The sequence below is a fragment of the Planctomycetota bacterium genome (genome assembly GCA_038746835.1).
Taxonomy (GTDB): Bacteria; Planctomycetota; Phycisphaerae; order Tepidisphaerales; family Tepidisphaeraceae; genus JBCDKH01.
The window spans coordinates 1-6,401 of the sequence record JBCDKH010000198.1 but is presented as its reverse complement, the minus strand read 5'-3'; the positions used below and the strand labels follow the sequence as shown (position 1 = coordinate 6,401).

8 protein-coding genes are annotated in these 6,401 nt (G+C 64.6%); 4 read left to right on the top strand and 4 right to left on the bottom strand.

All coding sequences use genetic code 11. The features are described 5' to 3' along the window. From AAGI46_14705 to AAGI46_14690, 4 genes are all read left to right on the top strand, one after another. On the top strand, positions 1–356 hold a 356-nt coding region (locus tag AAGI46_14705; protein MEM1013458.1), incomplete at its 5' end, for a glycosyltransferase family 4 protein. A gap of 110 nt (positions 357–466) precedes the next feature. Beyond that, positions 467–982: a hypothetical protein gene (locus AAGI46_14700; protein ID MEM1013457.1), complete on the top strand. Its 516-nt coding sequence runs from the start codon at positions 467–469 to the stop codon at positions 980–982. Between the two features lie 81 nt (positions 983–1,063). Then, positions 1,064–1,492 (top strand): helix-turn-helix domain-containing protein, encoded by a 429-nt coding sequence (locus tag AAGI46_14695; GenBank protein MEM1013456.1) that lies wholly within the window; start codon positions 1,064–1,066, stop codon positions 1,490–1,492. Between the two features lie 81 nt (positions 1,493–1,573). Continuing rightward, a complete protein-coding gene (locus AAGI46_14690) occupies positions 1,574–2,098 on the top strand; it encodes a hypothetical protein (GenBank protein MEM1013455.1) in 525 nt (174 codons plus the stop codon). An 81-nt stretch (positions 2,099–2,179) separates the two neighbouring features. On the opposite strand, the gene AAGI46_14685 is transcribed toward AAGI46_14690, so the two are convergent. The 4 genes from AAGI46_14685 to lnt all read right to left on the bottom strand — a co-directional run bounded on the left by AAGI46_14685 (position 2,180) and on the right by lnt (position 6,207). Next, positions 2,180–2,545 (bottom strand): hypothetical protein, encoded by a 366-nt coding sequence (locus AAGI46_14685; protein MEM1013454.1) that lies wholly within the window; start codon positions 2,543–2,545, stop codon positions 2,180–2,182. Between the two features lie 376 nt (positions 2,546–2,921). Beyond that, positions 2,922–3,434, bottom strand: a complete 513-nt coding sequence (locus AAGI46_14680; protein ID MEM1013453.1) for a crossover junction endodeoxyribonuclease RuvC — start codon at positions 3,432–3,434, stop codon at positions 2,922–2,924. Continuing rightward, a complete protein-coding gene (locus AAGI46_14675; GenBank protein MEM1013452.1) occupies positions 3,431–4,450 on the bottom strand; it encodes a HEAT repeat domain-containing protein in 1,020 nt (339 codons plus the stop codon). The genes AAGI46_14680 and AAGI46_14675 overlap by 4 nt, the downstream gene beginning before the upstream one ends. After that, positions 4,447–6,207, bottom strand: a complete 1,761-nt coding sequence (gene lnt, locus AAGI46_14670) for an apolipoprotein N-acyltransferase (protein MEM1013451.1) — start codon at positions 6,205–6,207, stop codon at positions 4,447–4,449. The genes AAGI46_14675 and lnt overlap by 4 nt, the downstream gene beginning before the upstream one ends. Positions 6,208–6,401 lie beyond the last annotated feature (194 nt).

Genomic DNA, 6,401 nt, shown 5'->3' with positions numbered 1-6,401 from the left:
TCGCCGGCCACCTGCGTTCCGACGACGTCGCCAGGCTTTTCGCTTCGGCCGACCTGTTCGTCATGCCCAGCCGCAGCGAACCCTTCGGCCTCGTCGGCCTCGAAGCCATGAGCCACGGCGTCCCGACGATCATCTCCAACCAAAGCGGCCTGAGCGAAAAGGTCGAGAACGTCCTGGTCGCCGACTTCTGGGACGACGACGACCTGGCCACGAAGATGATCGACGTCCTCCACGACGACAAGCTCGCGGCCGACTTAAGTGACCGCGGCTCCCTCGAAGTCCGCCAAATGCGCTGGCAAGACGCCGCCGACGCAGTGGCGAGGGTTTATGGGGCGGTGCTCGACAACGAAGCTTGAGCGCCACGTGGCGAAATGCATAATGGAGTCTGCCCCTTTCTTTTCGCCGTTTGCTCCGCCCGCCCGTATCAGTCTCAGCGTCCGCCTGGGTACCACCCAGTGGGGTCATCGTGCCGGAAACGTACCGTGCGTTCATTGACCGCGAGGGCCATGGATTCACCGAAGATGGCATGTTCCACTTCTTCGGTGCCTCGGACTCGATATCGCATGACATCGAAAAGTGGAATGACTGGAGCGTGTGGCGGCACGCATTCCCTGCGATCAAGTCCGAATGGATGTCATTCGCTCAGGATGTATTCGGCAATCAATTCTTTCTCAGGCGAGATGGGAAGTTTGATCGCGTGAAGATGCTTGCACTATGGACGGGGACGTTTACCATTGCTGCCGGGTCTTTTCAAGAATTCATCGAATGCATTGTTGTGGATCCTGAGGTGTGGATGTTTGCACGGGAAAAACATCGAGACCTCGTCCAAAGCGGGCTCGGTGATCGCGAGAAAGAGTTTGACCACTTGGTTCATAAAATACCGTTGTTCCTTGGGGGCGACCTCGCTGCGTCGAACTTCGAATGGTGTGATGGCGCGGCGAATATGTCGATCATCAGCCAACTGCGAACCGCGGCGTTGTGAGATGAGCCGTGCCACGATGTTGTCACGTCGTGGGGCTGGACACGTTGTGCAAAGCTGAGCAGCGCTAACGTGAAACACCCAATGACAGAGCTGCGGAACAAATCGAAGAAAGCGTCGGCCGCGGCGGAGCGGTACTGCCGGCTCGCCGCTGTCTGGCCGCCTCACCCGATCGACTCGGCCCGCGACTATGACGCCGCCGTTAGGGCTATTGATCCGCTCATCACCCGCACGAAGCTCCACGACGGTGAGCGGCAGTACCTCGCGGCCGTCTCGGCCTTCATCGAGAGCTACGACCGCGAGCACTTCGCCAAGCCCGCGACGACACTGCCCGAGCGAATCGAGCACCTACTCGAAGCCGAGGGCCTTAGCCAAGCGGATCTGGCGAAGGTGATCGGCAAGAGCCCCTCCCTCATTAGCGACATCCTCGCCGGCCGCCGATCAGGCTTCACCCGCGACCAGATTGCGACGCTTGCCGCCCGGTTCGATATGGACCAAGGGTACTTCTTCTGAGCGGAGCGACCTAGGGCGGATTATCGGGTGACACAGCCACAAAGTCGGTAAGGTGCCGACGGGCTGCATCCGATCCCGTGCGTGAAACGGCTCCCGACCCCTTTTTCGCCGCCCAGAAATACGACGTTAAAAGTGCCGGAGATACAGATGGCTCGAACGATAGACGATCCAGTTTTTGGCGTGATGAGATTTGACTATCTCTGGGAGGGTCAAATCACCTTGCCTCATCTTGGCGAGATGAAGCTGTCAGTCAGCACGCTGGGTGGTCGCGATCCGGAAGAATGGCAAAAGAGTGCGTTCAGGCAACTTGTAGATGCAATTGACGAAAAGCTGGTTGAAGAAATCCGGGCGCTTATCGCAGATTATGCTGCTTCACAAAAGAGGAATGGATTGCTAGAGGATAGCAGCTGCGAAATCCCGGAGTCGAGTCATGATGTGTTGCTAGATGACGCGAGGATGTTCATTCCGCCCGTAAAGGGGGCGGCGTTTGACCTCGTACTTGACTGCGAGGTCGACTGGGCATTGGAGCACGGTATCCAGGTGATGTTCTACGAAGGTAAGCCTGTTCGCGCATCCCAGATTGGTGATGACGACGTTGACCCATGACATGCGTCGATGCCGGGACTATTCGGCAAGAGAAGAGGGGGCGGGAGCCTGTTCTCTCGCGCGCATCCGTTCTGGTCCGCGTCAACTGCCTTTGATCCATTCGTCGCTTTGGCTGTAGTAGCAAATGGGCTGATCGACGACGCCGGCTGAAACAATCGTTTCGAGCACGTAGTGCTGGTTGCCTGCCGAGAGCGTCCAAGTTCGTTTGAGGTCTGCGTCCATCTGCAATTCGCCAAGCGACGTGGGGAGCCTGCCATTCGCCGCGTCGTGCTGCTCGACGGCGTCGATGATCCTCTGTCCAGACGCGATAGCCTGGGCCGCCTTCTCGTCGACTTGTCGATTGCATTGAGCGACGTAGGACAGGAAGCCCCAGGCAGCGAGCAGCGGCACGCCGAGGATGACCAGCGGGGCCGCGATCGACAGGCAGATGGACGTTCGGTTGGTCACGACAGTGGCGGGAAGGTCGTCGATCGAGGATATGTGCCACGACGTGCAACGTCGTGTCGGGTCGAAGCACGACGTTGGCACGTCGTGGCACGGGGCCATGGGGCTTCGCGCTGCGCGACGGCGGTCGGGGGGACGGAGTGTCGGGGGTGGGTGGGGTTGTGACGGGGCGGCGTCCCTTGGGCGGCGGGTGAGCTTGTCACTGTGGTCGCCGGTGGGTGAAAGTTGGGCGCTGGCGGGTGGTTTGGCGGTTGTTCTTGGGTGGTGGCGGGGTCTTCGGGGAGACCCGGCGGTGACCAACTGGCACGATCGCGCACCGCGTGGTGCGCGACCGGACGGCGGGTTGTTGAGACTCTGCTACTCCCTTCGGGCGGGCTCGTCAGACGTCGGCGACGGGGTGGTCGTCGACCGCGCCGCTGCGGGCGAGGCAGAGGGCGACGGCGAGGGCGTCGGCGACGTCGGGGGGTTCGGGGGCCTCCGCCAGGTCGAACGTCGACTGGATCGCACGCTGCATCTGGGCCTTGCCGGCGTGGCCGAAGCCGACGAGGGATTGCTTGACGCGGTTGGCGGCGACCTCGTGGATCGCGACGTGCCGACGGGCACAGCCGGCCAGGAGGACGCCGCGGGCGTGGGCCATGATGATGGCGGTCCGCGGGTGCTTGTAGTGGGCGTAGACCTCCTCGATCGCCGCGGCCTGCGGGCGGTGCTCGGCCAGGACTTCGTCGAGCGAATCGGCGAGGTCGACCAGGCGAGCGGGGATGCCGAGCTTGGTGTCGAGTCGGAAGACGCCGGCATCGACCAGGCCCGGCCGGAGCGGGTCGGCGGGGTCGTAGTCGATGACGCCGTAGCCGGTCAGGCGGGTGCCGGGGTCGAGCCCGAGCAGGCGGATCATCGCCCGGCCCCGAGGGTCTGCGGCGCGAAGCCGTCGAGCTTCAGGATCGCAGCGGCCGCGGCGAGCTGAACGCCGAGGTCGTCGTCATCGAGCAAGGCGGCGAGGTCGGCCTGGGCGTCGTAGCGGCCGATGTCGCCAAAGGCAGCGGCGGCCATGCCTCGCAGGCGCGGCTCTTGCGACGAAGCGGCCTCGCGTGCCAGGCCAAAGCCAGCGTCGCTGCCGAGCTGGCCGAGGGCGCGGGCGGCGGCGAGTTGGACCTCGGCGTAGTCGTCGGTCAGCTTGCCCTGCAGCATGGCGAAGGCGCTCGGGTCGGGATGGACGCCCAGGGCCAGCGTGCCGATGACGCTGTCGTCGGTGTAGCCGCTGAGGCTGGCTTCCATGAGCCGGTCGCGTGCGTCGCGTCGGCCGAACCGCCAGAGGGCTTCGGCGGCGGTGAGTCGGACGGTGGCGTCGTCGTCGCCGAGCATGGGTTCCAGCACGTCGACGGCGGAGGGTTCACCGGTCAGGCCCAGCGCGAGGGCCGCGTGGGATCGGACGACGGGATCGGGCGAGGTCGTGGCGTCGGCGAGGCCTTGGCTCTTGGCCGTTTCGCCGAGCCGGTGCATCGCGAACATCGCTGCGACCCGGCCGTTTGGCGAAGGTCCGGCGGCGAGGACGCCCAGGTCGTCCACAAGGTCCGGCCCGCCGAACTGCTCGCGGCCGATGGTCATCATCGCGGCGAAGCGGACGACAGGATCGTCGTCCTCTAAGAGCGGCACCAGCGCGGCTGTCGCGTCGTCGTCGGGCAAGCCCTCGGCGGCCTCGGCGGCATTGGCTCGAAAGATCGGGTCGTCCGCTTGCGTGGCCTTGATCACGAACGCGGCCGCAGCTTCGCGAAGGTCTGTGTCCACGTCGACCTGCACGATCGGCGGGACGGGCGGCAGCGGGTCTGGCCGGAGTGGTTGTCGCTCGCCCGACGACTGGCAGCCGACGAGCAGAGCGGCGAGAACGAGCGGCGTGAGCTTGAGCGTCGTCATGAGGCGGTCCTTCGCGGGATGAGACGGATGAGCGTGATCAAGGTTGTGGCCGCGACGCAGGCATAGGCGAAGACGTCGCCGATGATGCCGTATGGCGCGGTGCGATCGTCGAGCATGACGCGGCCGACGAGGCTGCCGGGCGTGGCGGCGGGGACGGAGCTTCGGATTCGGCCGTCGGGGTCGACGATGGCCGAGACGCCGTTGTTGACGCTGCGTGCGGTCGGGATGCGGTTCTCGATCGACCGGAAGCTCGCGGCCTGAAGGTGCTGGGCCATCTGGTTGCCGCGGAACCAGCCGTCGTTGGTGACGTTGACCAGCACGTCGGCCCGCTTGGTGGTGCCGTCGTAAGCGAGGTCGCGGACGCGTGGCGGGACGATGTCTTCGAAGCAGATCGGCGCGATGACGCGGCTGCCGGCGATGGTGAAGACGGTGTCGTCGGTGCCCGGCGTCAGCTCGTGATCGCCGCCCCACGGGTTGAAGAGTTGGAAGAAGTCGTGGAGGTAGACGATCGGCCACGGTTGCGTGCCGAACGGGATGTACTCGCCGAAGGGGAAGAGGTGGGCTTTGTCGTATCGCGCGTCCGCGACGCCGCCTGAGGTGTAGTGGAAGACGCTGTTGAAGCGATCGTCAGCGACGTAGCGGTTGTCGCGGATCGTGATGCCCTCGCGTGCGCTCGCACCGACGAGCAGGTCCGGCCCTTGTGATGAGAGCGTCGACAGCCACGTGTGCACTTCGTTGGCGACTTGGCCGATCTGACTCCCGGCCATCTCGCGTCGGGCCTCCTCGTTCAAGGAGGAGACGCTGCTCTCGGGCCAGACGACCAGGTCGACGGGCTCGGTTGAGTTCGTGACGGCGCGCGACGTCTCCGCCGCGAGCCATTGGATGAGTGCAGCGCCGTCGACCGGCTCGGTGTTGAGCAGCTCGAAGTGTGGCTGGAGCAAGGCGACGTTCGGCCCCGGTTTGAAGTCGCGTTCCGCCAGTCGCCACGTGCCATAGCTGGCCAGCGCGATCGTCGTCGCCAAGATCATCGCGAGGGTGGGCGTGAGCGACCTGAGTAGGGAACAAGGAGCCCCCTGGTCTGTCATCCTGAGCGAGCGCAGCGAGTCGAAGGACCTCGCCTGATCCGCGCGATCGCCATCGGGCGAGGTCCCTCGGCTGCGCTCGGGATGACGGAGTGAGCTTCTAGACCACGCTGACTTCTGGCCGCGGTGTTCGATGGCCAGCCAGACGATGCCGTTGACGAGCAGCACCCAGAACGTGATGCCGTACACGCCGGCGATGTCTGCGATCTGCGTCATCGCCAGCATCGGCGACTGCGCGTGGCCGAGGAAGACATACGGCAAGCCGAACGGCAGGACAGCCCGCAGCCAGTCGATCGCCACCCACATCGCGGCAGCGGTCACCACGCTCCACACGTCGCGTCGTCTCGCCATCGGCCGCCAGAACACTGCGAACATCATCGGAAACAGCGCGAGATACAGCACCGCCCCCAGTAACGGCAGCGGTCCGATGTACCAGAGATACCAGAGATTCGTCCCGAAGTAGACGAGCCCGAACGCGAACCCCGTCCCCGCCGCCGACCACGCCGTTCGGCTGTTCGCCACCAACCACAACACCGGCACTGCCGCGATCCAGGCGAGGTAGAACTGGTCGAACGGTGCGTACGCCAACACGGAAGCCAAGCCCGCGATGGCAATGCCGCCGATGCTCGTCGCGAGGCGTCGCGTGACAGGAGGATGTAGAGTCGCGTCGTCCATCCGGATGTCGGTTCGCGAGCATCGTATCGACTCGACCGCGAGCTACCCGCCCCTCCGTCATCCTGAGAGGGTGTCCAAGAAGTCTCAGCAGTTCCAGATTCGGTTGAGCATCAGGCGGATGAAGCCCAGCCAGAGCATGCCGACGCTGTTGGACGGCTTGAACTCGTAGTCCCTGTCCAGACGCCGATACCCGT

Excerpts from the sequence above, each read along its gene's own strand:
- AAGI46_14680 (MEM1013453.1), bottom strand. The coding sequence starts at position 3,434 with ATGATCCGCCTGCTCGGGCTCGACCCCGGCACCCGCCTGACCGGCTAC.
- AAGI46_14675 (MEM1013452.1), bottom strand. The coding sequence starts at position 4,450 with ATGACGACGCTCAAGCTCACGCCGCTCGTTCTCGCCGCTCTGCTCGTC.
- lnt (MEM1013451.1), bottom strand. The coding sequence starts at position 6,207 with ATGGACGACGCGACTCTACATCCTCCTGTCACGCGACGCCTCGCGACG.
- AAGI46_14695 (MEM1013456.1), top strand. The coding sequence starts at position 1,064 with ATGACAGAGCTGCGGAACAAATCGAAGAAAGCGTCGGCCGCGGCGGAG.